This is a genomic window from Planosporangium spinosum, from assembly GCF_049999945.1.
GTDB lineage: Bacteria > Actinomycetota > Actinomycetes > Mycobacteriales > Micromonosporaceae > Planosporangium > Planosporangium spinosum.
In genome coordinates this window covers 19499-41989 of sequence record NZ_JBLYUB010000034.1, presented here as the reverse complement: position 1 = coordinate 41989, position 22491 = coordinate 19499, and the positions used below count along the sequence as shown (strand labels likewise).

General features: G+C 70.7%; 16 protein-coding genes and 1 pseudogene. 6 read left to right on the top strand and 11 right to left on the bottom strand.

Annotated features, from left to right (window positions below; translation table 11 throughout):
* Positions 1 to 958 precede the first annotated feature (958 nt).
* Entirely contained in the window at positions 959 to 1840 is an 882-nt protein-coding gene (locus ACNTMW_RS30380; protein ID WP_426637389.1) for a hypothetical protein, read from the top strand.
* Between the two features lie 94 nt (positions 1841 to 1934).
* Here ACNTMW_RS30380 and ACNTMW_RS30375 read toward each other — a convergent pair.
* The 4 genes and pseudogenes from ACNTMW_RS30375 to ACNTMW_RS30360 form a co-directional block, all read right to left on the bottom strand.
* Positions 1935 to 2255 (bottom strand): annotated as a pseudogene (locus ACNTMW_RS30375) (tyrosine-type recombinase/integrase); the annotation flags it as partial.
* A 92-nt stretch (positions 2256 to 2347) separates the two neighbouring features.
* Positions 2348 to 3127 (bottom strand): AfsR/SARP family transcriptional regulator, encoded by a 780-nt coding sequence (locus tag ACNTMW_RS30370; RefSeq protein WP_426637388.1) that lies wholly within the window; start codon positions 3125 to 3127, stop codon positions 2348 to 2350.
* Positions 3128 to 3307: 180 nt separating this feature from the next.
* Entirely contained in the window at positions 3308 to 3811 is a 504-nt protein-coding gene (locus tag ACNTMW_RS30365) for a GNAT family N-acetyltransferase (protein ID WP_426637386.1), read from the bottom strand.
* A gap of 15 nt (positions 3812 to 3826) precedes the next feature.
* On the bottom strand, positions 3827 to 5341 hold the full coding sequence (locus ACNTMW_RS30360) for a hemerythrin domain-containing protein (protein WP_426637385.1): 1515 nt from the start codon (positions 5339 to 5341) through the stop codon (positions 3827 to 3829).
* Between the two features lie 176 nt (positions 5342 to 5517).
* Between ACNTMW_RS30360 and ACNTMW_RS30355 the strand changes: the two genes are divergently transcribed.
* Complete coding sequence (locus ACNTMW_RS30355) at positions 5518 to 6879, top strand: hypothetical protein (protein ID WP_426637384.1); 1362 nt, start codon at positions 5518 to 5520, stop codon at positions 6877 to 6879.
* A 58-nt stretch (positions 6880 to 6937) separates the two neighbouring features.
* Positions 6938 to 7564 carry an HD domain-containing protein gene (locus tag ACNTMW_RS30350; RefSeq protein ID WP_426637383.1) on the top strand — a complete coding sequence of 209 codons (627 nt, stop codon included), beginning with the start codon at positions 6938 to 6940 and terminating at the stop codon, positions 7562 to 7564.
* 39 nt (positions 7565 to 7603) lie between these two features.
* On the opposite strand, the gene ACNTMW_RS30345 is transcribed toward ACNTMW_RS30350, so the two are convergent.
* Entirely contained in the window at positions 7604 to 9619 is a 2016-nt protein-coding gene (locus ACNTMW_RS30345; protein WP_426637382.1) for an amylo-alpha-1,6-glucosidase, read from the bottom strand.
* A gap of 229 nt (positions 9620 to 9848) precedes the next feature.
* On the opposite strand from ACNTMW_RS30345, the gene ACNTMW_RS30340 reads away from it, so the two are divergent.
* On the top strand, positions 9849 to 11012 hold the full coding sequence (locus ACNTMW_RS30340; protein ID WP_426637381.1) for a glycosyltransferase family 4 protein: 1164 nt from the start codon (positions 9849 to 9851) through the stop codon (positions 11010 to 11012).
* Between the two features lie 13 nt (positions 11013 to 11025).
* Here ACNTMW_RS30340 and ACNTMW_RS30335 read toward each other — a convergent pair whose 3' ends face one another.
* Positions 11026 to 11310, bottom strand: a complete 285-nt coding sequence (locus ACNTMW_RS30335) for a DUF4031 domain-containing protein (RefSeq protein WP_426637380.1) — start codon at positions 11308 to 11310, stop codon at positions 11026 to 11028.
* A gap of 46 nt (positions 11311 to 11356) precedes the next feature.
* On the bottom strand, positions 11357 to 13228 hold the full coding sequence (locus tag ACNTMW_RS30330) for a glycerol-3-phosphate dehydrogenase/oxidase (protein ID WP_426637379.1): 1872 nt from the start codon (positions 13226 to 13228) through the stop codon (positions 11357 to 11359).
* Positions 13229 to 13681: 453 nt separating this feature from the next.
* Here ACNTMW_RS30330 and ACNTMW_RS30325 point away from each other — a divergent pair, with 453 nt between their 5' ends.
* Positions 13682 to 16120, top strand: a complete 2439-nt coding sequence (locus ACNTMW_RS30325) for a S8 family serine peptidase (protein WP_426637378.1) — start codon at positions 13682 to 13684, stop codon at positions 16118 to 16120.
* Between the two features lie 28 nt (positions 16121 to 16148).
* On the opposite strand, the gene ACNTMW_RS30320 is transcribed toward ACNTMW_RS30325, so the two are convergent.
* Entirely contained in the window at positions 16149 to 17315 is a 1167-nt protein-coding gene (locus ACNTMW_RS30320) for a dipeptidase (RefSeq protein WP_426637377.1), read from the bottom strand.
* A 40-nt stretch (positions 17316 to 17355) separates the two neighbouring features.
* Here ACNTMW_RS30320 and ACNTMW_RS30315 point away from each other — a divergent pair, with 40 nt between their 5' ends.
* Positions 17356 to 17646 (top strand): hypothetical protein, encoded by a 291-nt coding sequence (locus ACNTMW_RS30315; protein WP_426637375.1) that lies wholly within the window; start codon positions 17356 to 17358, stop codon positions 17644 to 17646.
* A gap of 114 nt (positions 17647 to 17760) precedes the next feature.
* Here the strand turns inward: ACNTMW_RS30315 and groL are convergent, their stop codons facing one another.
* From groL to paaN, 3 genes are all read right to left on the bottom strand, one after another.
* Positions 17761 to 19383, bottom strand: coding sequence for a chaperonin GroEL (gene groL / locus ACNTMW_RS30310; protein ID WP_426637374.1), 1623 nt, complete (start codon positions 19381 to 19383; stop codon positions 17761 to 17763).
* Between the two features lie 914 nt (positions 19384 to 20297).
* Positions 20298 to 20498, bottom strand: coding sequence for a cold-shock protein (locus ACNTMW_RS30305; RefSeq protein WP_426637373.1), 201 nt, complete (start codon positions 20496 to 20498; stop codon positions 20298 to 20300).
* Positions 20499 to 20792: 294 nt separating this feature from the next.
* Positions 20793 to 22463 carry a phenylacetic acid degradation protein PaaN gene (gene paaN, locus ACNTMW_RS30300; RefSeq protein ID WP_426637372.1) on the bottom strand — a complete coding sequence of 557 codons (1671 nt, stop codon included), beginning with the start codon at positions 22461 to 22463 and terminating at the stop codon, positions 20793 to 20795.
* Between the last annotated feature and the right edge of the window lie 28 nt (positions 22464 to 22491).

Sequence of the window (22491 nt, the reverse complement as noted above, 5' to 3'; positions counted from 1 at the left end):
CTGTCGAGCAAGCCGAGTGACGAACTGAGTGACGATCGGTACGTACAGCGGCGGACGTTCGCGGACATGGGCGGACTGTCCAGCCAGCTCAACCAACACATCGAGGCAGACCAACGGAGCATGATCGTTCGTTCGGGACGAAGAGGTCGTCGGTTCGAATCCGGCCACCCCGACCAGAGAAAGTGCAGATCAGGGCGGGTCCCCCGGCAGGGGGGACCCGCCCTGAGTCGTCTCCCACGACCCCGCTGGGAGAAATCTGGGAGAAAATCTTGCGGGCGTGACACCCGGGCACGTCTGCACAGTCGGTCCTTCCCGGCACAGAACTTGGGCGAACTGCGACCAGGACAGGGCGTAGCCTCCTCACCGTGAGCGATGAGATCGACACGCGACGCCCGCCAAGCAGGAAGCACTGCCCGCTCGACCAACCTCGGCAGGCGCTGCCCTCACCGCGCGTGCGACTCACGGAGAACGGCGGCGGGCACACTGACAAGCCGCCTAAGCCCTCGGCAGTGGCGAGGGTTACCCGAGAGCACAGAGCACAATCAGCGATCGCGACTCTGGCTCAACTCCAAGCAAAGGTGAGCGGATGATCGTACGACAACAAACAACCTGCCCAGGTTGCAGAAATGATGTCATCGTTCGTATATCAGTGTTCCCCACCAACCGGCTCCACTTCTATGTCCCCTGCCCTGTCTGCGGAACTCCCATGAGAGGCTTTTTGGAGGGCCACGAGTTAGACAGCTGTCGCGTGAAAATCGAAGGTGGCTTAAAGGAACCAAGTGGAGGTCACCCCGTAGTTACGGTGGATCCTTCGCTCCCCCTAGACCTCAGCGCGACAGGCTTACAGGATCCTTGGGGCGCCCCGAACATGACGTTCGCTCACCTAACCGGCGAAAACGCGGTTGCACTCAGCCACCTGTCCATGCAGACATACTCAGCCATTCGACAATCCCCGAAGATGCTCAGGGTTCTCGAATACTACCTAGACGGCACCAGCGAAAACTACTGGAGCTACTTAGAACGCGAGTTTCCGAACATTGCGGATATCCAGCCAAGATCTGCTTTGACCATGCATGCCACTGCCCACCATCTCTGGACTCTGTGGCTACTCGCATTCGCGGCAGGGCCGTGGCCAAGCGCCGAGCAGGAGTCGAAGTCCCTCACGACCATGACGTTGGTCCACGCTCGCGCTATGGCAGCCCCAAGTTACGGGGACCTCGTTAAGCGACTCGAAACAACGGGGAAGCTTGCCCACATCGACCGAGGCCTGCTCAACGCAACCAAGGCGATGGTCGCGACAGCCCCCGCGTGGCGTTCCGGAGCCGTCCGCCTAGGCATCGCACAATCCGAAATCGGGAGCCTTTCTCGCCTGCTGCTTCCGCAAGATGAGTTTCCCCCGCTGCGCGATGCCTATCAGCAAACCTTCGAAGCCGTATGCAAGTCCCTCTCACTTCTCGTCGCGAGCTTAAATGCGGAACAGAATGGCGACGTATCAGATTTCACGGGACGGTCGTACACGGACACAAACGGCACCACTAAGTCCGTCAACACTTTGGCATCCTATGAAAGGTTGAGCAATGCCAACAAGTTGGCCGTCATCAGAGCGGATAGCAGACTTGCCGCGATGCTCGACGCTTTAGATAATCGCACGAGGAATGCTATTGGTCACGCCAGCGCCCACCATGACCTACGATCAGGACTCGTCATCAACGACAAAGGCGACCAGGAAAGCTACTTTGATTTCGTTGCAAAGGTCTACCGCCTAACGGTGCCACTAATGGCGGCCGTGGGTGTCGTAAGGGGTTGCCGCGTGTATGCGGCGGAATTGCTCGCGGAGTAGGGCTACTGGACCCGTGGGGGAACTGAAAGAGACCGTCAGGCAGTGCCGGGTTACCTACGGCAGGCAACCCGGCACCGACGTGACCGCACTGCCCTCATGTCCTCATGAGGGAGTCGAGCACACTCACTGGCGAGCTTGTACTCATCGCTCGCCGGGCCACGAGGGCGGCGTTCCACCGCTCGGTGAGGGCGTCCAGGAGGCGGCGCCGCATCTCGGCTGTAACGTGCGAGTAGCGCGCCTGCACCGATCCATCCTCGTGGCCCATCCGGTCGTCCATGAGCGTCGGCGGGGTGCCCAGCTCCTCCATGAGCGTCTTGTGGCTGTGCCGGAGCCCGTGTGGTGTCAGGCGGGGTGCGATGGGCAGCCAGCACGGAGGGGCCTTGCCCGTATCCGCCCCTCTCACGATCAAGGGCGGCGAGTACCCGGTGATCCCGCTCCCGCGTGGATGCGGGTACCGGTCAGGCGTGGTCGAGGTCTGCTCACGGCCCATGGCCGTCGGCCCGTCCGTCAGGCCGGCAGGAAACCCGCCAGCGACGAGCATTGCCGCTCCGAGAGCACCAACTGCCGCAACCGCCGCAGCCCGGCGCTCGGTTCGAGGCCGAACTCCTCGGCGAGGCGGCGCTGTGCCCGGTCGTACACCTCGAGCGCCTCGGCCGACCGGCCGCACCGGTGCAGGGCAAGCATCAAGGCCCCCTGCAGTCCCTCACGCAGGGGGTAGCCGCGCGCCAGCCCGGCCAGTTCCGCCAGGCACTCGTGGTGCCGGCCGAGGTTCACCTCCAGTACCAGACGCTCCTCCAGCGCCTGTAGCCGGATCTCTTCCAGGCGTACCGCCTCCGACTGGAACGCGAGCGCGTCACCGGGCAGACCGGCCAGCGCGGGACCGCACCACAGGTCCTCCGCCCGCCGGAGCGTCCGGATCGCCCGCGCGGTGTTGCCGGACCGGGCGAGCAGCCGTCCTTGTCTGATCAGCGCCAGGTAGTGGGCGGCATCGAACTGGTCGTCCGGAATCGTCAGGAGGTACCCGGCGCCCTTGCGGACCAGCCCCGACTCGGGCATCCCGAGGCCGCACAGCTTGCGACGCAGTGCGGTCACCGAGTTCTGCACCTGATTCGTCGCTGTCACCGGCGGATTCGACGGCCAGACGACGTCCACCAGCGCCTCGATCGTCACCAGACGGCCCCTGTTGATCAGGAGCATCGCGAGGACCCGCTCCTGACGGGGACCGTCGAGCCGGACCGGTTCCCCGCCGTGGACAACCTCCACCGGCCCAAGGATGCGGAACTCCACGCCTTCTCCCCAGGAAACAGACAGGAACCCAGCCTGTCAGGCCCTGGAGCATACAACGAACGAATTCGATGCAGCCAGTGTGACGACGGCGTAGCACACCGCAACGACGGGGCGGGGAACACACCCGGCGTACGGGAGATGACCTCCCGGACGCCGCACGGCTAAAGGGCAGCGGTGATCTCACGGACGGGCGCGGCTGAGGTACAGCAGCTCGCCCCGATCGTCGACCTCGCAGCGCACGTAGACCATGCCGATCTTCGCGGCGACCCGCAGCGAGGCGGCGTTCCCGGGCCGGACAGTGACCCACACCCGGGGGATGCCGGACGCGTCGGCCTCGACGAGGACCGCCCGGGCGGCCTCCGTGGCGTACCCCTGCTCCCGGTGGGCGTGCACAACCTCGTACCCCAGCTCGGGCTCCGCAACGCCGGTACGGCGGGCGAACAGGCCGCAGTTGCCGATCAGCTCGCCGGTACGCCGGTCGCGCAGCACGTACCAGACCAGGCCGTGCTCCCGCTCCACCGCCATCCGCCGGTGCACCCAGGTCCGTGTCTCGGCCGGGGCCGGCAACGCCCCCGCGCTCGCCATGTGCGCGGCGGCGGTGGCGAACATCGCGTGGAGATCCTCGACGTCACCCGGGCGTACCGCGGTCAGCCGCAGCCGAGCGGTCTCCAGCGACGGCCGCACGGCTGCGACATCGGTTCACGCGGGTACGGTCGGGCGCACCGCGGCGGCCAGCTCCCGTAGCTCTCCGGCCGGCAACCGGTCGCGGAGCTGCGGGTACTCGAAACGCTCCTCGTTGCGGGCGTGCGCCCGCACCGCCTCGCGCAGTTCGGTGACCCCCGACTCGAAGCCCTCGTCCTCGATCCCGCCGTCGGCCAGCCGCAGCAGCAGCTGCCTGATGGTGCGCTCCTCCTCGACGAGGTCGCGGGCCACGTCGAACCCGCCGACGATCCGGTCGCGGGCCAGCGGGTGCACCACCTCACCCTCGGCCGCCTCGTGTACCGACAGCAGCTCGACCAGCTGCTCCCAGGCCGCCCGCCGCCGCTCGCCGGTGGCGACCTCCACCTCCTCGAACAGCGCCTCGATGCGGCGGTGCTGCTCGGTGAGCACGTCGATCAGGTCCGGCGCCCCTTCGGCCGGCGGGACGTTCTCCAACCGGTCCCGTACCTCGCGCACCTCCGGGACGTCCCGGACCGGTTCCGCACCGAGGGAGCCGCGGCCGAGCCGGGCCGCGAGCAGTTGCCGCAGGAACTCCCGGTTCCGCTCGAAACCGAGCGGCTCGGGCAGCCCACTGCCGACGACCTCGTCGGCGTCCCGGTCCTCGAACCGGCGCAGCAGGTCCCGCGCCAGTTGCAGGCGGGCCAGTTGCATGTCCAGGTACAGCTCCCACACCGCCCGTACCCGCGGATCGGTCTCCTGCTGCAGGAACGAGTAGTAGAGGTAGCACTCGTTGTACTCGTGGATCACCAGCTGCTCCCACCAGCTCGCGCTGGGGTCGACGAGGACCTGGTGCCGCGCCACCTGCTCCTCCTCGACCCGGCCGATCTCCTGGTACGTCGGCCGGGTGACCGGGTCGACGTGGCCGGGCCGGGCGCTGCGGTAGAACTGCGACAGCTCCTGCTCGACCGACAGCATCGTCAGCGCGTTCAGCTCCGACAGGGGCGCCGTCGTCGGCTCCTGCCCGCCCTCGCCCCGCAGCGGCGCCTGCCCTGCGGCGGCCCGCTCGGGCAGCACGTCGGTCAGCTCGTCGACGACCCGGTCGGCACGCCGGTGGCGGAGCATCTCCAGCACGTCGGTGTACCGGTACAGGTGGTCGAAGTCCTCCAGGGCGTCGCACTCGTAGACCTCGCGGCGCTGCGGGTCGGGCTCCATCCGGGCCAGCCACGAATCCAGATCCACGGCGGCGTGCTCGTACTCCAGGGCCGTCTCCAGCACACTGCCGACGTCCGGCAGCAGCCGGTGGACCACCCGGTGCTGCTGCTCGGACAGGGAGGCCAGGTAGTCCATCTCCCGGCGCACGTCCGAGTCGGCATGGTTGCGGGCGATCTGGAAGTCGAACTGGATGGCCTCGTTCTCCACCCCGTTGACCGCGATGATCCGGCAGGTGGCGTACGGGTCGGTGGCTTCGGGATCGATCGGTGAGACGTCGAGTTCGCGCCAGTCGCGGGTCTGACGCTCCAACGGGATGCCGTTGTATTCGAGGGGATTGAACACGGCCTCTCCTGGTACTGGTCACGGCGGGCGGCGTACTGGTCGCGGCGGACAGCCGCGGTAGCGGACCGCCACAGCGGATCGGCCCGCTTCTACCCTTCGTCACCGGCCGAAACCTCCGCAGGGGGACTTAATCGGCTCAGGGTTGAACGGATACTTCAGGGGTAGGCCCGCCCGGTATGAGCGCGCTGGCGGGTCCCGCCTGGTCGCCTGAGCAGCTGGTCTACCAGGTTGACCTGTCGACAGAGATGCTGCGGGCCGGAGTGCACGCCGTGGATGGGCGGGAGTGGTCGGACCCCACGACGAAGCGGCGGACCTGGTGGCCCCGGCGGCGCACCGTCGACTCCGGGATCCCCCGCCCCCGGGTGGCGGACGTACACCCGGACGGGATCGCCGGCTGGATGACCGGCGGGTACAGCCGGGAGCGGTACCCGGCGGTCGTCGTCGGCTCCCCACACGTCGGCGCGCTGCACCTGGCCGCCGCGCTGGGCGCGCCGTGGCTGCCGGCCGGATTCCGGCTGTCGGTCACCTGCTCGCCGGCCGAGTCCCGCCGCCCGCAGCCGGCGCTGCGCCAGGGCCGCGCAATCGCCGCCCACCTGCTCGACACCGAACCCGACATCGCCGTCTACCAGCGCTGCGACCCGATCGGGCAGCACCCGGCGGGCAGTGCGACCCTCGACTTCTACGTGAAGTGGACCGCCCTGCCCGGGCAGCTGCGCCGGTTCCTCACCGAGCGGCTCGCACCCGGCGGCACCGTCGTCCTGATCCGCGACTGCCGGGGGTGGCCCGCCACCCAGCCCGACGACGGTTACCGCTTCCAGGTCGGCACGGTCGGCTCCGGGCTCTCCTGGCCCGACTACTGCCGGCAGCTTCGCCGGCTCGGCGACGACGGGGGCGCGGAGTGGGCCGCCGGCGACGACAGCTGGACGGTTCCGGCGCCCGACGGCGGGGACGTGGACGCCGAGCAGGGCATCCACCCCGGCCTGCTCAGCGACCTGCGCCGGTGGAGCGGCGACCACGGGCGGCGGCTGCGCATCGTCGCGATCACCGACTCGGCGGCGCTGAGCGCGGCGGTCGCCGACGTGTACCGGTCGTGGCTGCGCTCGGCCGGCAAGACCGGTAACCGGCTGGTGATCGGCTGCGGCATGCTGCTGGACCCGTGGCAGGTGATCCGGGCCGGGATGGTGCCGTACTGGTGTCCCCACCCGCTGCACATCGACGTCGACGCGCTGGAGTACTGGCTGGCCGGCAGCGAGCCGTACCGCAGCATCGACCTGCTGGTGGGGCCGCCCGGGCGGCTGTCGCCGAAGCTCGTCCCCCGTGACCGGCTGTCGGCGCTGCCCCGGTTCGCCACCGAGCGCGGCGTCCTCGACCCGACCTGCCGGCGCAACTACCCGCTGGGCGTGGTGGACGCCCGGCACGTCCACCGGGTGCTGGCCGAGCAGCCGTACGACTCCCCACCGCCCCCGCCGCTGTCGACCACGGCCGCGATCGAGGGGCTGGACCGGCTCGCCCGGTACGGCAGGCTGCTCGTGACGTGACAGCGTCGCCGGTGACGTGGGGCCGTGCCGAAGCCCGGTGACGTGAGATCGTCCCAGGGTGTCGACGGATACGACCGACCTTCTCACCCGGTGGCGTGCGCTCGTACCGGCGGGCGACGCGCTCGGCGCGGACCTGCTCGCCCGGTGGGCCGAGCCGCACCGCCACTACCACGACACCGGTCACCTGGCGGTCGTCCTCGCGGTGGTCGACCGGTACGCGGACCTGGTCCCGGACGCCGACGCGGTGCGGTTGGCCGGCTGGTTCCACGACGCGGTGTACGACCCGCGCGCCGGCGACAACGAGGAGCGCAGCGCCGCGCTGGCCGAGGACCGACTGCCCGCGGCGGGGATACCGGCCGCGCGGGTCGCCGAGACGGCCCGGCTGGTCCGCCTGACCGCCGGCCACGTGGTGGCCGACGGTGACCGCGACGGCGCCCTGCTCGCCGACGCCGACCTCGCCGTCCTCGCCGCCGACAGGTACGACTACGACCGGTACGCGGCCGCGGTCCGCCGGGAGTACGCGCACGTATCCGACGGGGCGTTCCGGGCCGGTCGCTCGGGCGTCCTCGACGGGCTGCTCGCGTTGCCGGCGCTGTACCGGATCGTGCCGGAGCGCGCGGAGTGGGAGGTCCGGGCGCGGGCGAACCTGGAACGCGAACTGCGCGAGCTACGCCAGCGGCCCTAGGCACGTGGGCCGGCAGCCCCAGGCGCGCAGGCCGGCAGCCTAGGTGGCGGTGGTGGCCAGCGAGAAGACGTCGGTACGTCCCCACCACCCCGGTATGCCCGACAGCGCCAGGTGGCCGCAGCGCAGCGGCACATGGGCGTCGACGCCCAGCCCGTCCCGGCGCGGCTCCAACCCCATCATGCTGCGCAGCAGGAGCAGCGGCGTGCCCGACGCCCAGGCCTGCGGCGAGCAGGCGCTGGCGTACGCCACCGGTACGCCGGTGGCGGCGCGGTCGGTGCCGAGGAACGCCTCCGGCAGCCGGTGCTGGAAGTACGTCGCCGCCTCCAGGATCGCCTGGGCGAGGCGGGCCGCCTCGGTGTGCCGGCCGTACCGGGTCAACCCCATGGCGATCAGCGCGTTGTCGTGCGGCCAGACGGTGCCGTTGTGATACTCCATCGGGTTGTACGCCCGCTGCCCGGCCGCCATCGTGCGCACCCCCCAGCCGGAGAACAACTGCTCGCCGAGCAGGTGCCCGACGACCTCGTCGACGTGCTCGTCCGGCACGATCCCGCTCCACAGCAGGTGGCCGATGTTGGAGGTGAGGGTCGGCACGGTCCGCCCCTCACCGTCCCGGGCGAGGGCGTAGAAGCCGAGGTCGGGCAGCCAGAACGTCTCGTGGAAGCGTTTGCGCAGGTCGTCGGCGTCGCGGTCGAGCCGGTCGGCCAGCGTGAGGTCGCCCCAGCACTCGCGGGCCAGGCGCGCCATCCGCCGGCGGGCGTCGTAGGCGTACCCCTGGATCTCGCAGGTCGCGTGGGGCAGCGGCGCGGGCCTGCCGTCGGGGTAGACGATCGAGTTCCAGGAGTCCTTCCAGCACTGGATGCGTAGGCCGGTCTCCGGGTTGCGGGTGAGGTACTCGATGAAGCCGTCGCCGTCGATGTCGCCGTACGTCTCCATCCAGGCCAGCGCGGCGCGGGCCGGGCCTTCCAGGGCCCGTACGGTCTCCCGGTCGCCGGTCCACCGTTCGTACTCGTCGAGCACGACCAGGAACAGCGGCGTGGCGTCCGCGGTGCCGTAGTAGGGCGACTGCGGGTACTCGCGGAAGTAGACCAGCTCACCGTGGCGCAGCTCGTGCAGGATCTTGCCGGGCTCCGCGTCGCGGAAGTCGTCCACCTCGGTGGCCTGCTGGGCGGCGAGCGCCCGCAGGGTGGTGCGGCACAGCTCGGGTACGAACGGCAGCGCCTGGTAGCTGGTGATCAGGCTGTCCCGGCCGAAGAGCGCCATGAACCACGGCAGGCCGGCGGCGGGCAGCGACGACTCGGGTACCGAGTCCGGATAGAAGCGCAGCGCGGCCAGATCGACCAGGCTACGCTGGTACACCCGGCGCAGGTCGTCCCAGCCGGTGTCCAGGCGCGGCGCGGCGTCGAGCCACTCCTGCAGCCCGAAGGGCATGTTCGGCTCGTGGACCCGCTTCACCATCGGCCGGAGGGTCGCGGTCGCGACGGCGACCTCCACCTCGGTACGCCAGGTCTGGCGGGGGCGCAGCGTGACGCGGAAGGTCACCGACTCCTCCGTGAAGAAGGCGTCGGCGGCCCGGATGATCGTCTCGCGCCGGAAGTCACCGCGTTCGTAACCGAGCGTGACCTCGCCGTTCCCCACCCGCCGGTAGCAGCGGCCGACCTTCTGCCTGCGGTCCTTGACCTCGAAGATGTCGGCGAAGTCGGCCGCGAACAGGATCGACAGCTCCAGTGTCAGCGGCTCGACGCTGTGGCTGGTCAGCTCCAGCAGCTCCCGCATGCCGTCGCCGACGTGACGGCGGCGCAGCAGCGAGACCGTGGGGTTGCGATAGATCGTCCCGGTCGGTTCCACCGTGAAGAAGACCGCCTCGTCGTACTCGACGGCGTCCCCGGAGAGCGCGTCGAGGCGGTTGCCGTTGAGCCGCACCTGCCAGCGGGAGAGGTGGCGCATATCGCGGTAGAACAGGCCGGCGGGCTCCTCGGAGTCGGGCTCGATGTCCCCTCGCATATCGCTGACGACGAATGTGGTGCCTTCAAGGATGTTCACCTGGGGCAGCTTCACCAAATCTCCAAATTTCGTCCACTTTGTTCAAAGGTGACGACTATTCATCCGTCAGGAATGGCGCGGCATGTTCGATTCGGCGTAGACGGGGTAGTCCGGCGCTCGGCTCAGGGTCTCGACCTCGCCTTGGGTGCCGTACCCGGCGAGTGATGACACAACCGGAAGGGGCCGGATAGTGATCCCGAAAGAGGCCGACCATAGCGACCCTACTTCCCCACTGAGAATCGCGATGGTCGTTCCGCCGTGGTACGAGCTACCACCGAGCGGGTACGGAGGAATCGAACTGATCTGCGCCGCGCTCGTCGACGCCCTGTGCGCACGAGGTCACGATGTCACGATGTTCGGTGCGGGCCAGCGCACCGGCACCGCGGCACGCTTCGTGAGCACCGCCGAAGAGCCCCAGTTCGAGCGGCTGGGCGAAGCGATGCCCGAAGTGCTCCACGCCGCCCGGGTAGGTCGACTCCTGGCCGACAGCCACTTCGACGTCGTCCACGACCACTCGCTGTCCGGCCCCCTCACCGCCGGGCACCGCGGTACGCCGACCGTGGTGACCGTGCACGGTCCGGCCGACGGCGAGCTGGGCGACTACTACGCGGCCCTGGGCGAGCACATCCACCCGGTCGCCATCTCCGACTCCCAACGACGCCAGCGCCCCGAACTGCGCTGGGCCGCCACCATCCACAACGCCATCGACCCGAACCAGTTCGTCGCCGCGCACACCGGCGACGGGCCCGTGATCTGGCTCGCCCGGTTCTCCCCCGACAAGGGTCCGGACCTCGCCATTCAGGCCTGCCGGGAGGCCGGGCTGCCGCTGATCCTGGCGGGCAAGTGCAACGAGCCCGGCGAGCGGCGCTATCTCGACGAGGTCATCCGCCCGATGCTGGCCGACGACGTCGAACTGATCGTCAACGGGGACCGGACGACCACCAACCACCTGCTCACCCAGGCCCGCTGCCTGATCATGCCGATCCGCTGGCACGAGCCGTTCGGCATGGTCATGATCGAGGCGATGGCCTCGGGCACGCCGGTGGTGGCGATGCGGCGCGGCTCGGTACCGGAGATCGTCCGGCCCGGGACCACCGGCTTCATCTGCGACGACCCGGACGAGCTGCCCGAAGCCCTGCACCGGGTGAAGGAGCTCGACCCCGACGACTGCGTGGCGCACGCCCGCTCGGCGTTCGGCGCGCAGCGCATGGCCCGCCGCTACGAACGGGTGTACCGGCAGGCCATCGCGCACGCCCGCCGTCCCCGCCGCGGGGTGCGCCGGCAGACGGCGCTGGCACCCACGCGGGTGCTGTCGACCATCGGCGAGCGCCGCGACACCATCAGCACCATCGGCGAACGCCGGGACACCATCAGCTCCCTCGGCGAGCGCCATGACGCCATCGGGTGAGGACACCCGATCCTCAGGTACGTCCACCCGCCTGCGTCCGTGCGCGCGCCTTGCGCCGGCGCAGGCCGGCGGCGTGGAGCAGGTCGACGAGCTCACGACTGGACACCAGGGTCGCGCCGAGCCAGACGGCCAGCCGGGCCCGGTCCGCGGGCAGGTCGTAGTGGTCGCGTTCGAACGCCCGCCGGGGCGCGCCCAGCAGCTCGGCGAACGCGTGCAGCTCGGCGAACGACCGGTCGCTGACCAGGTGCGACCACAGCCGCCCGTGGGCCGGCCAGCGCGGAGGATCGATGTAGATCATCCTCGCGTCCCGCCCGCCGGGGACGTCGCGGCCACCTGCGACCCGGTCAGGACTGCGCCAGGTGATCGGGCGCCCGCAGGTCCGGCGCCCCCAGCCGGGCGGCCTCCGCGGTGGCGTCGTCCGGCATCCGCTGCGACTCCCGTTCCGCGGCGACCCGGGCCAGATAGTGGGTGACCTCGCGGCGACGCGTCTCGTCGTCCCAGCCGAGTACCCGCCCCATGATCAGGGCGGCGTCCTCGGCGCTGTCCACACCCCGGTGCGCGGTCTCGATGGAGATCCGGGTACGCCGGGCCAGGACGTCGTCGAGGTGCAGCGCCCCCTCGGCGAGGGCGGCGTAGGCGATCTCGGCGGCGAGGTACTCCGGCGCGCCGACCAGCGACCGGCCCAGCGTCGGGTCCTCGGCCACCAGGGACAGCAGCTGACCCGAGAGCGTGCCGTACCGCTCCAGCAGGTGCTCGACCACGCCGACCGGCACCCCGTGCCGGCGCGCGATGTCGGCCCGGTTGGTCCACGCGTGCTGGTACCCGTCCGCTCCCAGCAGCGGCAGGTCGAAGGTGCGGGAGCCGGCGACCCGGCCGCCGTCGCGACGCAGGCAACCCAGCCGGCGCGCGGCGTGGTCGATCACATCCGCGGCCATGACCCGGTACGTCGTGTACTTCCCGCCGGCCACGAGCATCAGGCCGAGCATCGGCTCCACCACCGCGTGCTCGCGCGACAGCGACGAGGTCTGCTCGTCACGGGTGTGCGGGCCGAGCCGGTGACGCACCTCCGCCGACAGCAACGGGCGCAGGCCGGCGTACACCCCTTCGATGTCGTCGCGGGTCAGCGGCCGGTCGAGCACCTGGTTGACCTGGTCGAGCAGGTACGAGATGTCACCCGCGGTCGCCGCCGGGTGGGCCCGGTCGAGGTTCCAGTCGGTGTCGGTCGTACCGATGATCCAGTGGCCACCCCACGGGATGACGAACAGCACCGACGAGGCCGTCCGCAGGATCAGACCGGCGTCGCCGGTGATCGCCGAGCGCGGCACCACGAGGTGGACGCCCTTGCTGGCCCGGACCCGCAGGCCGGTGTGCTCGGCCGGCTGGTTGGCCGGCGACAGCAGCTCGGAGACGTCGTCGCTCCACACACCGGTGGCCGAGACCACGGTACGGGCCCGTACCGCGAACTCCTCGCCGGTCTCCAGGTCGGCCACCCGGACGCCGGTCACCTCCCGCGCCGAGCGCAGGATGCCGACGACCCGGGTGCTGGTCACGACCGCCGCGCCGAGGCTGGCCGCGGTACGCGCGAGGGTGACCACGAACCGCGCGTCGTCGACCTGCCCGTCGTAGTACTCGATCGCGCCGGTGACGGCGTCCTCCCGCAGACTGGGGAAGAGCCGGCGGGCGGCGGTACGGGACAGGTGCCGGTGCATGGGCATGCCGCGCGACGGCTGCCCCTGCAGGACCCGCCCGGCCAGCGCCGAGGCGCTGGCGAACGCGTCGTAGAGCGCCACGCCGGCGCCGTAGTAGAACCGGCGCCAGGCCCGCTGCGGCAGGCCGGCCGGACCGTCCGGCGCGCTCAGCGGCACCAGGAACGGCACCGGTCGTACCAGGTGCGGCGCGAGCCGGGTGGCGAGCAGTCCGCGCTCCCGCAACGCCTCGTGGACCAGGCCGAACTCGAACTGCTCCAGGTAACGCAGCCCGCCGTGGATCAGCTTGGACGACCGACTGGAGGTGCCGGAGGCGAGGTCGCGGGCCTCGACAAGGGCGACCGACAGGCCCCGGGACGCCGCGTCGAGGGCGGCACCGGCACCGGTGACCCCGCCGCCGATGACGAGCACGTCGAACTGTTCCGTCCGGAGTCTGGCCAGGTCAGCGGCGCGTCGTTGGGACGAGAGCTGTCCGGCGCCGAAGCGGGACGCCTGGGGGTCTCTGGTCACGTACTCCACCGTAACTCCCGGGGTGACGAGGTTACCCCGCAGTAGTGTCAAAGCTCATGTTCTCCCTCTCCCGTCGGAACCGCGAGAGGGATTGTTAACGGTCTTTAGCACAAAATATTGGCCAATAGCATTTCCGAATACCTGATCGACAGTGGCCGACCGGACGGCGTTTCCTCCCCGGAGAGTGGTGGGTCGATATCCCGCCCACCCGGGGCGGTTGTCGATCATTGACTCAGGCGGCGACCTCGGTCGAAGTCCTGGGTACGGGTGGCGAGGTCGACGCCGCTTTCCGGAAAAACCGCGGGTTTAAACCGCGAATTGCCGGCAATTGGCCGCAGCTCCGCTACAGTGCGCAATCGCCGCGCGGCTCGACGGTTACCGCTCCCCGGAGGCCGGTGCGGCGGCCCCCCACGGACCACCGGGAGCGTGCCTGTGCGTCGTACCGTCTCAGACATGTCCACGCCGCAGCCGCCGACGGGCGGCCCGCCGCCACCGCTCCCGCCGCCGACGGGCGGCCCGCCGCCACCGCTCCCGCCGCCACCGCTCGCGCGGCCGGCCGACGGCTGGCGGTACCCGGTCACCATCCTGCTCACGGTGCTGGCCGGGCTGTGGGTGGCCGGGGTCATGGCCGCCGCTCCGCTCGTCGTCTGGGGCGCCGAACAGCTCTACGAGTCGATCACCTCCCGCGTGTTGCCCGGCTGGGCCTGGCTGCTCGGCAGCGTGCTGTCCGGAGCGCTCGCGTTCCTCCCCCCGCTACTGCTGGCCTGCATACCCCGCCTGCCAGCGGCCCGGGCGGCCGGCCGGGTGTGGACCTGCGCGACCGTCGCGGCCGTCGTCCTCGGCCTGGTCCGGGCCGGCGTCACCGGACCACGACACGAGATCTACCTGGCGCTACTGGCGGTCGTCGCGGCCCTGACCGCGGTGGTACTGCGACTGACCGGCGCCGCGGTGTCCCGGCGCCGGGACACCGCGGCGGCCACCGTCGGCGGGGTCGCCCCGGCCAACCGGCCGGAGGCCGACCTGCTCGGGCTCGCCGGCGGTCTCGCCGTCGGACTGCCGTGGCTGGCGCTGGGCGCGCTCGGCGGTGCGACCGAGTCCGTCCTCGCCGCCCTGGCGGCGGCCGCGGTCGGCTTCCTCGCCGCCACGGTGCTGGCCGACCTCCAACCCGCGCACGGCTCGGCGTGGCTGCGGGTCGGCCTGGCCGGCCTCGTCGCGGCCGTTGCGCTCACCGCCCTCGCGGCGGGCACCGGCGCCTCCGGCATCACGCTCGCCGAACTGCTCGTCCTGCCGCCACTGGGCTTCGCGGCGGCGAGCCTGCGCACCGCCGCCGGCCGGAGCGGACCCGTCGGATGGCTGGTGGGCGCCGCGGCGGCCGGGCCGCTCGCCTTCGCCGACCCGGAGGAGACGACGATCCTGCTCGGCTTCTCCGACGCCCCCCGGTGGATCCTGACCGCCGCGGCCGGGTCGGCCGCCATCGGGCTGCTCCTCGCGGTCGGCTACGGGCTGAGCCTCGGCCGTGCCGTCGCACCGCGCCGCTGGGTAGCGGCGGCCCTCACCGGCGTCGTCGTGGTCGCCGGGGCGGCCGTCTACGCCGGTGCCGGCCACCCGGGCACCTACGGTGACCGCCTGTTCGTGGTCCTCAAGCCGCAGGCCGACCTGTCCGGCCTGGACACCATCGGCAACCGCGACGAGCGGCTGCGCGCGACCTACCGCCGCCTGGTGGACACCGCGAACTCCAGCCAGGCGTCACTACGCCGCGACCTCCGCGGGCTGCGCGTCGGCTACACCCCGTACTACCTGGTGAACGCCCTGGAGGTGGACGGTGGCGAGGCGGTACGCGCCTGGCTGCACGACCGTCCCGAGGTCCGGGAGGTCCTCGACAGTCCGCGGCTGCGCCCCATCCCCGAACCGGCCCCGGTCATGCACGGCAACCAGCCGGCACCGGCGGGTCCATCGTGGAACCTGTCGATGATCGGCGCCGACCGGGTGTGGCGGGACCTGGGGGTGACCGGTACGGGCATCGTCGTCGGCACGTCCGACTCCGGTGTCGACGGCACCCACCCGGCACTGCGGAACGGCTTCCGCGGCGGCGACGACTCCTGGTACGACCCGTGGTCACACACCCGCACCCCGGTCGACCACGGCGGCCACGGCACGCACACGCTCGCCACCGCCGTCGGTGACCAGAACGTCGGCGTCGCACCCGGGGCACGCTGGATCGGCTGCGTCAACCTCGCCCGTAACCTGGGCAACCCGGCGCGCTACCTCGACTGCCTGCAGTTCATGCTCGCCCCGTTCCCGTACGGCGGAGACCCGCTGCGCGACGGTCGCCCCGAACGGGCCCCCCACATCCTGACCAACTCCTGGGGCTGCCCGCCGCTGGAAGGCTGCGACCTGCGGTCGCTGCGACCTGCGGTCCAGGCCCTCACCGCCGCCGGCATCTTCGTGGTGGCCGCCGCCGGCAACTCCGGCCCCGCGTGCCGGACGGTGGCGGACCCGCCGGCGCCGTACCCGGAGACGCTGACCGTCGGCGCGGTCGACCGCGACGACCAGCTCGCCAGCTTCTCCAGCCGCGGGCCGACGCCGGACGGCCGCACCAAACCGGACGTCGTCGCCCCGGGCGTGGACATCCTGTCCGCCCTGCCCGGCGGGGGCTACGGCACCGAGAGCGGTACGTCCATGGCGACCCCGCACGTGGCCGGTACGGTCGCGCTGCTGTGGTCGGCCAACCCGGCGCTGATCGGCGACATCCCGCGTACCCGGGAGATCCTGCGGACCACCACCGCCCCGGCCGTGCCACCGCCGGAGAACTGCGGTGACCCGGCGAACCTGGTCGGCGCCGGGCTGGTGGACGCGTTCCGCGCCGCCCGGCTTGCCGAGGCGCAGCGCTGAACGGTTGGCGCGCGGCGCTGCGCGGTCGTCAGGCCGCGGGCGGCCCGTCGAGCTGCTCGATGGTGGCGTTCGACGGGCCGCGCTCCCGGCGTACCGCGACCGCGACCGACTCGGTGTCGCGCAGCACCCGCAGGGCGTTGTGCCAGGCGAGCCTGCCAAGGTCGGCGTCGGACCAGCCACGGCCGGCCAGTTCGGCCAGCAGCGCCGGGTAACCCGCCACGTCGCCGAGCCCGTCGGGCACACTCGGGCAGCCGTCGAAGTCACCGCCCAGCCCGACGTGGTCGACCCCGGCGACGGCCCGTACGTGCTCGACGTGGTCGGCCACGTTCGCCACGGTGCACCGCGGCCGGGGGTTGGCCCGTATCCAGTCGGCGCGGCCGGCGTACCACCGCGGCCCCTGGTCGGGATGCTCCGCGTCGAGCCGGTCCATGGCCTCGAACAACCGGGCCGACCAGTCCCGGCACTCCTCGGTCAGAAACCACGGCACGAAGGTCACCATCACCAGGCCGCCGCTGTCCCGTACCCGGGTGAGCACGTCGTCTGGCACGTTGCGGGGATGGTCGCAGAGCGCCCGGGCCGACGAGTGCGAGAAGAAGGCGGGCGCGACCGAGGTGTCGAGCGCGGCGTGCATCGTGCTCGGCGCCACGTGCGACAGGTCGACGAGCATGCCGAGGCGGTTCATCTCCCGTACCACCTCGTGGCCGAACGGCGACAGCCCGCCGACGGCCGGCTCGTCGGTGGCGCTGTCCGCCCACGGGGTGTTCCGTGAGTGCGTGAGGGTCAGGTACCGCACGCCCAGCTCGTACAGCATCCGCAGGGTGCCGAGCGAGCAGTTGATGGCGTGGCCGCCCTCGGCTCCCAGCAGCGAGGCGATCCGCCCGGCGGCCCGGGCCCGCTCGACCTCGTCCGCGCTCGTCGCGAACGCCAGGTGCTCGGGGTACCGGGCGACGAGCCGCCGCGCGGCGTCGATCTGTTCGAGGGCCTCGGAGACGGCCGCCTGCCCGTCGGGCCGGCAGGCGGCGTAGACCGACCAGTACTGGGCGCCGACCCCGCCGGCACGCAACCGGGGCAGGTCGGTGTGCAGGCCGGATGCCGACTGGTCGGCCGCGACGTCCAGGGCGTCGAAGTCGTAACGTACCCGCAGGCGCAACTCCCAGGTGAGGTCGTTGTGCCCGTCGAAGATCGGTTCGCTCATCGTCGGGTACGTTACCGGCCCCTGTGGGTATCACCACCATATGACCGAACCGCGTGATCCGAGTCCGCAGCGGGCGACCGGCGTATCGGGGGTGGCCGGCAGCCGCCGGGACGCCGGCGAGCCGACCGGCTCCAGCGTGCCGGAGATCGACCTGCCCGAGCCGTCGACCGAGCGGGGCGGCCGGAAGGAACCGACGTCGTCCTCGCTGAGCGAGATGGTGACCGAGACCGGTCAGCCGGAGCCCCCGGTTGAGGTCGAACCGGTGACCAACAGCGGGCTCACCGACCCCTACAGCCCCACCGGAACGGCCGGCTCCACCGGCTCCCGGTGAGCCCCGTTCCACGGGCGGTGGAAGGCGCGGTGGACGGGCCCGGCGAGCGGGCACGTGAGCGCATACGAAAAGGGCGGGCCCGGCCGGCCCGCCCTTTCCTGAGTTTCAGACTTCTCAGAAGTCCATGTCGCCGCCGCCGGGCGCGCCCGCCGGGGCCTTCTCCTTCTCCGGCTTGTCCGCGACCACGGCCTCGGTGGTCAGGAACAGGGCCGCGATCGACGCCGCGTTCTGCAGCGCCGAGCGCGTCACCTTGGCCGGGTCGATGATGCCGGTGGCCAGCATGTCGACGTACTCGCCGGTCGCCGCGTCAAGGCCGTGCCCGACCGACAGGTTGCGCACCTTGTCGACCACGACGCCGCCCTCGAGGCCGGCGTTCGCGGCGATCTGGCGCAGCGGAGCGTCCAGCGCGACGCGCACGATGTTGGCACCGGTCGCCTCGTCGGCGTTCAGGTCCAGCTTGTCGAACGCGGTCTTGCCGGCCTGCACCAGCGCGACGCCACCACCGGGGACGATGCCCTCCTCGACGGCCGCCTTCGCGTTGCGCACGGCGTCCTCGATGCGGTGCTTGCGCTCCTTGAGCTCGACCTCGGTGGCCGCACCGACCTTGATCACCGCAACGCCACCGGCCAGCTTGGCCAGGCGCTCCTGCAGCTTCTCGCGGTCGTAGTCGGAGTCGCTCTTCTCGATCTCGGCGCGGATCTGGTTGACCCGACCCTGGATCTGGTCGGGGTCGCCGGCGCCGTCGACGATCGTGGTCTCGTCCTTGGTGACGACGACCTTGCGGGCGCGGCCCAGCATGTCGAGCGTGGTGCCCTCCAGCTTCAGGCCGAGCTCCTCGCTGACGACCTGACCGCCGGTCAGGACGGCGATGTCGGTCAGCATGGCCTTGCGGCGGTCGCCGAAGCCCGGAGCCTTGACGGCGACGGACTTGAACGTGCCGCGCACCTTGTTGACGACCAGGGTGGCCAGCGCCTCGCCCTCGACGTCCTCGGCGATGATCGCCAGCGGCTTGCCCGACTGCATGACCTTCTCGAGGATCGGCAGCAGGTCCTTCACCGCGGAGATCTTGCTGTTGACGATGAGGATGTACGGGTCGTCGAGGACGGCCTCCATCCGCTCCGCGTCGGTCCAGAAGTACGGCGAGATGTAGCCCTTGTCGAAGCGCATGCCCTCGGTGAGCTCAAGCTCCAGGCCGAAGGTGTTGCTCTCCTCGACGGTGATGACGCCTTCCTTGCCGACCTTGTCCATCGCCTCGGCGATGATCTCGCCGACGGTCGGGTCGCCGGCGGAGATGGAGGCCGTGGAAGCGATCTGCTCCTTGGTCTCGACATCCTTGGCGATCTTGGCGAGCTCTTCGGCAACGGCGGCGACGGCGGTCTCGATGCCCCGCTTGAGGGCCATCGGGTTCGCGCCGGCCGCGACGTTGCGCAGGCCCTCCCGGACCAGCGCCTGGGCCAGGACGGTCGCCGTCGTCGTGCCGTCACCGGCAACGTCGTCGGTCTTCTTGGCGACCTCCTTGACCAGCTCAGCGCCGATCTTCTCGTACGGGTCCTCGAGCTCGATCTCCTTGGCGATGGACACGCCATCGTTGGTGATCGTGGGGGCGCCCCACTTCTTCTCGAGGACGACGTTGCGGCCCTTCGGGCCCAGCGTCACCTTCACGGCGTCGGCGAGGATGTTCATGCCCCGCTCGAGGCCCCGGCGCGCCTCTTCCTCGAACGCAATTGTCTTGGCCATTCGGCGTTGTCCTCCTGGACACAGTCACGGTCCGCGCCGGCGTCAACCAGCCACGCACCGCTGCGTACGCACCTTCGGCGGTCCCCCAGCGGGCGCTGAGAAACCCTCGTAGGCCGGACCGGATAGCCCGCGACGACCGGCCCCCTGCCATGCCCGGCCCGCTCGGCGTACTCCGCCGGACGGCCCGGCCATGGCCGGTGACCCCACCGACCCCGACCTTTTGGCACTCGACACTTCCGAGTGCCAGTGACTTGTTTAGCACTCTCCACCCGAGAGTGCAAGCAAACGGTCGGTGGCCGACCCCCTCCCGGCACGCCGGCGATCGCCCCCGCCGTCGCCGCCGGATACCCGACGCCTCCCCATGCCGCCGTACCGCCGGAAGCCGGCCCGTGCCGGAGCCACCGGACGTCGGAGCGGGGCCGCGCCGGAGCCACCGGACGCCGGGCCGGGCCGCGCCGGAACCACCGGACGCCAGGCCGGGCCGCGCCGGTGACGAGCCGGGAGTACCGGCCCGCCGTCGCCCCCTTCCCCACCACGGCCACTTCCCACCTGTCCACACCCAAAAGTTCGGCGACGTTTCGACACCACCCCGGCGCGAGGACCACAACCCGGAACACGGCCGCGACCCGGTAAACGACCACGACCGTACAAACGACCACGACCGTACAAACGGCCACGACCGCACAAACGACCACAACACCATGAAAGACGGACCAATACCGCGAGGACCGCTGTACCGACAACGGGCCCCGTACCGGCACGGGATCACCACCGACGCCGGCGTCAGCCGAGGACTGCGGCGACGGCGACGGCGATCAGGAAACAACACGGAGTGGCGCGGCGGGAGAGAAAAAGAAGGACACCGCTCCCCGACCGGAGAACGGTGTCCTGAAAGTGGTGCGAGCTTGGAGTAGTCAGGCGATACGGACGTTCTCCGCCTGCGGGCCCTTGCTGCCCTGCGCGATCTCGAACTCGACGCGCTGACCGTCCTCCAGCGACTTGTAGCCGTCCATCTGAATCGCTGAGAAGTGGACGAAGACGTCCTGCCCTCCGTCGACGGCAATGAAGCCGTAGCCCTTCTCGCTGTTGAACCACTTGACGGTGCCCTGTGCCACGGTGCACTTCCTCACTTCGGTGGTGCTGGGTCTTGCCAACCCACGACGCCGCGGTCGCGACGCCGGAGTCGCCGGTGTCTCGACGTGCCCCCTGTGGACACCGACGACGAACGACGACCGACCACGCACGCTACACGAGGTCGGCCAACCCCGTACAGCCCCAAATCGGACATCCGGATTAAGCTCGAGATTCGCGATCGTCATGCCGGATTGGCGTTAGAGAACGGGGTTCTCGGGTAGTCCTAACGCGGCCATTCCATAGATGTATGCCTATGACTGATTCCGTAGATGCCGTCACACGTGCCGCCGTGACTGCACAATCCGGAAACGGCTGGCCACGTACGCGCCATCGGTCAGCGCGGCGTTGGCGGACGCGTTGGCACCGCTGCCGTGGAAGTCGGAGAAGGCCGCCGACTGGTTGACGAACACTCCGTGGGTCAAATTTGCCGAAAGGTGCACACCGACGTCCAGTGCCGCCCGCTCGGCCGCGTCCAGCACCTTGTCGTCGGTCGAGTACACCGACGCGGTGAGCGCGCCCCGCCGGCCGACGGTCCGCCGGAAGACCTCCAGGCTGTGCTCGGTGGAGTCGGTGGCGACGACGAACGAGATCGGCCCGAACCACTCGCTGCCGTAGGTCTGCTCACGGTCGGCATCCAACGTGAGAATCAGCGGCGTACGGACGACCGCGTCACCGAAGGTCGGGTGGGTGACCACCCGCGAATCGAGTACGACCTCACCGAGGCCGCGAACCCGTTCCAGGCGCTCCAGCACCCCGTCATTGACGATCGCGCCGGTCAACTCCACACCCCGGGCGGGATCATCGGTCAACTTTCCGACAGCCGCGGCGATCCCACCGGCCACGTCGTCGAAGCTCTTGTGTCCGTCCGCGGTGGCGATACCTTCCCGCGGAACGAGGATGTTCTGCGGTGTCGTACACATCTGTCCGCTGTAGAGGACCAGCGAGAAAGCGATGTTGTTGCACATTCCGGCGAAGTCGTCGCAGGAATCCACGATGACGGTGTTGACGCCGGCCTTCTCGGTGTAGACCACGGCCTGCCGGGCGTTCGCCTCCAGCCAGTCGCCGTACTCGGTCGAACCGGTGAAGTCGACGATCTTCACCTCGGGCCGCAGCGCCAGGACGCTCGCCAGTCCCTCACCGGGCGCCTCGGCCGCGAGCGTGACGAGGTTCGGGTCGAACCCGGCCTCGGCGAGGACCTCCCGGGCGTACTTCACGGTGACCGCCAGCGGCAGGACCGCGCCCGGGTGCGGCTTGACCACCACCGCGTTGCCGGTGACCAGCGAGGCGAACAGGCCGGGGTACGAGTTCCAGGTCGGGAACGTGTTGCAGCCGATGACCAGGCCGACCCCGCGCGGCACCACGTGCCACGTCTTGGCCATCCGCAACGGCTCACCCTTGCCCGCCGGCTTCTCCCACCGTGCCTCGGCGGGGGTACGGGTCATCTCCGCGTACGCGTAGGCCAGCGCTTCGAGGGCCCGGTCGAGCGCGTGCGCGCCGCCCGCCTGGAACGCCATGACGTACGCCTGGCCGCTGGTGAACTGCACCGCGTTGGCCAGCTCGAAGACGTTCCCACCGAGCCGGGCGAGGATCTCCAGGCAGACTCCGGCGCGGGTCTGCGGCCCCGCGTCGCGCCACGCGGGCATGGCTGCGGTCGCGGCGGTCAGCAGCGTGTCGACGTCGGGCCGGGGGTACCGCACGTCCAGCCGCACCCCGAACGGGCTGCGCTCGCCGCCCACCCAGTCGGTCGTGCCCGGCTGGTCGAGCGGGAAGTCGGCACCCAGGTACGACTCGAACGTGGCCTTCCCCCGCGGCGCGGCCTCCTCGCCGTGCACCCGGGGGCTGGGCGACTCGTTGAACGCCGACCAGTAGCCACGCTCCCGGATCGCGGTGAGTGCCCGGTCGAGGAGGGCGGCATGTTTGCCGTACAGAGGATGAGGACTGGTCACGCCAACACTCCACTTCGCCGCGTGCCCT

Coding starts and splice junctions, on each gene's coding strand:
- ACNTMW_RS30320 (WP_426637377.1), bottom strand. CDS start 17,315: ATGAGCGAACCGATCTTCGACGGGCACAACGACCTCACCTGGGAGTTG.
- ACNTMW_RS30335 (WP_426637380.1), bottom strand. CDS start 11,310: ATGATCTACATCGATCCTCCGCGCTGGCCGGCCCACGGGCGGCTGTGG.
- ACNTMW_RS30325 (WP_426637378.1), top strand. CDS start 13,682: ATGTCCACGCCGCAGCCGCCGACGGGCGGCCCGCCGCCACCGCTCCCG.
- ACNTMW_RS30315 (WP_426637375.1), top strand. CDS start 17,356: ATGACCGAACCGCGTGATCCGAGTCCGCAGCGGGCGACCGGCGTATCG.
- ACNTMW_RS30340 (WP_426637381.1), top strand. CDS start 9,849: ATGGTCGTTCCGCCGTGGTACGAGCTACCACCGAGCGGGTACGGAGGA.
- ACNTMW_RS30380 (WP_426637389.1), top strand. CDS start 959: ATGCTCAGGGTTCTCGAATACTACCTAGACGGCACCAGCGAAAACTAC.
- ACNTMW_RS30355 (WP_426637384.1), top strand. CDS start 5,518: ATGAGCGCGCTGGCGGGTCCCGCCTGGTCGCCTGAGCAGCTGGTCTAC.
- groL (WP_426637374.1), bottom strand. CDS start 19,383: ATGGCCAAGACAATTGCGTTCGAGGAAGAGGCGCGCCGGGGCCTCGAG.